Origin of the sequence: Alistipes sp. (genome assembly GCF_048465635.1) — a bacterium.
GTDB lineage: Bacteria > Bacteroidota > Bacteroidia > Bacteroidales > Rikenellaceae > Alistipes.
On record NZ_DBFWLF010000007.1, the window covers coordinates 1 to 1621 of the forward strand.

The window sequence follows — 1621 nt, forward strand, 5'->3', positions numbered from 1 at the left end:
GGGTCGCCAATCAATCATTGTCATTCCGAGCGGATGCGAGGAATCTTCCGGGCGTAAGACGCCCGTTTTGTGGGCGACAGGCGGTTCGGGCCCTTTCAGGCCGGTTCGGCGCTCCCGGCTGTGGACCGCACGGCACATTATTGTCATTCCGAGCGGATGCGAGGAATCTTCCGGGCGTAAGACGCCCGTTTTGTGGGCGACAGGCGGTTCGGGCGCTTTCAGGCCGGTTCGGCGCTCCCGGAGGACAGCACTCCGCCTGACGGCTTCGAGCACTCCTTCGCTGGCTGCGTCCCCGCAAAACAATTCCTCACTTGTTGCTCGGGGATCGAGACGGCAGCATAGCATGTATTCTGAATTGCGTCCCGCCTGGCGCCCAACAAAACCCGAAGATTTTGTTTTTTCGGACATTATGCGTATCTTTGCGGCCGTGATGGAACACAACGACATACAGCCGATGGACCGCCGCGCCGCAGGGCGCGACCAGGGTCTGCAAATTCCCCCCCCCAACGGGAGGTTGCGGAGCATCGGGTAGTCGTATCTAAGTTCGGCCGATTCTTACAGCGGATCGCGCATGTAGCAGTACATGCGTGGTCCGCTTTTTCGTGTGCCTATACCAAATCAGCAGAAGATGAAGAAATTTAGTTACGAAGCTCCCGCGTTGGAGTATTTCGACGTGCGTGTCGAACAGGGATTTGCCGCATCGCAAGTCGAGGGCGATTTCGAAGAGGGCGGCGAGGACGCCGGAACGTGGGAGTAAAGGAGTAAAACGAAAGAAGATGAAGCGATTTTTACTTTTCTGGAGCGCCGCGGCCCTGCTGCTGGGCTCCTCTTGTTCGGAAGCGGGTTTCGACCAGCAGCCCGGCAACAAGCCCGAAACGGGCACCGACCTGGTCCGCCTGTACGTGAGCGACGAGACGACCGAGGCGCAGGGGGCTGCCGATCCGCAGTCGCGGGCCGCATTCTCCGAGGGCTACAAGATCGCCTGGGAGGCGGGCGACCAGGTGGCGATCGTCAAGGATACGCCGTACACGGTCCAGCAGGACGAACAGGGCCGCTGGTACGTGGAGCTTCCGAGCGCCGAGAGCTATACGGTCTACTATCCGGCGGCTTTGTGCGGCTTCGATAATAAAGGGATATTCGTCAGTTCGATTCCCTACACTCAGACCTACCGTGCCAACTCGTTCGACCCTGCGGCGTTGCTGGCCCGTGCAGTTGCTGCAAAAGGGGAGAGACTGACTTTCAAATACCTCTGTTCGGTGGTGAAACTGACTTTGAAAGGCACGGGGGCGGAGCAGGTTTCGAAGATCGAACTCTCGACCGCGAATACCGGAGGAGAGCGCTTCTGCTCGGTGGGTCGGATTCTGACGGATGGCGGGACGGCCTACATCGCACCCATGACGGCGGAATCGGGCTACGAAGCCTATACCAGGAATAAGCTGACGCTGAATGCCGGCAATGCCGTGCTGACCACAAAAGGGACGGATTTCTACCTCACGCTCTTTCCGACCACTTTCAGCAAGGGATTCACCGTGAACGTTACGCTCTCCGACGGCAGGGTGATGACGCTTCGCGGAGGCGTTGGGCAGACGGCCAGACGGGGCCGGATTCTGGCCATGCCGGC

The 1621-nt window shown here is 59.5% G+C and carries 2 protein-coding genes; both read left to right on the top strand.

Features of this window, described 5'->3' with window-relative positions:
• Positions 1-628: 628 nt before the first annotated feature.
• Positions 629-757: a hypothetical protein gene (locus tag ACMO9O_RS02995; RefSeq protein ID WP_418982139.1), complete on the top strand. Its 129-nt coding sequence runs from the start codon at positions 629-631 to the stop codon at positions 755-757.
• A gap of 19 nt (positions 758-776) precedes the next feature.
• The coding region (locus ACMO9O_RS03000; RefSeq protein WP_418982140.1) for a hypothetical protein at positions 777-1621 on the top strand (845 nt) is incomplete at its 3' end.

Excerpts from the sequence above, each read along its gene's own strand:
- ACMO9O_RS02995 (WP_418982139.1), top strand. The coding sequence starts at position 629 with ATGAAGAAATTTAGTTACGAAGCTCCCGCGTTGGAGTATTTCGACGTG.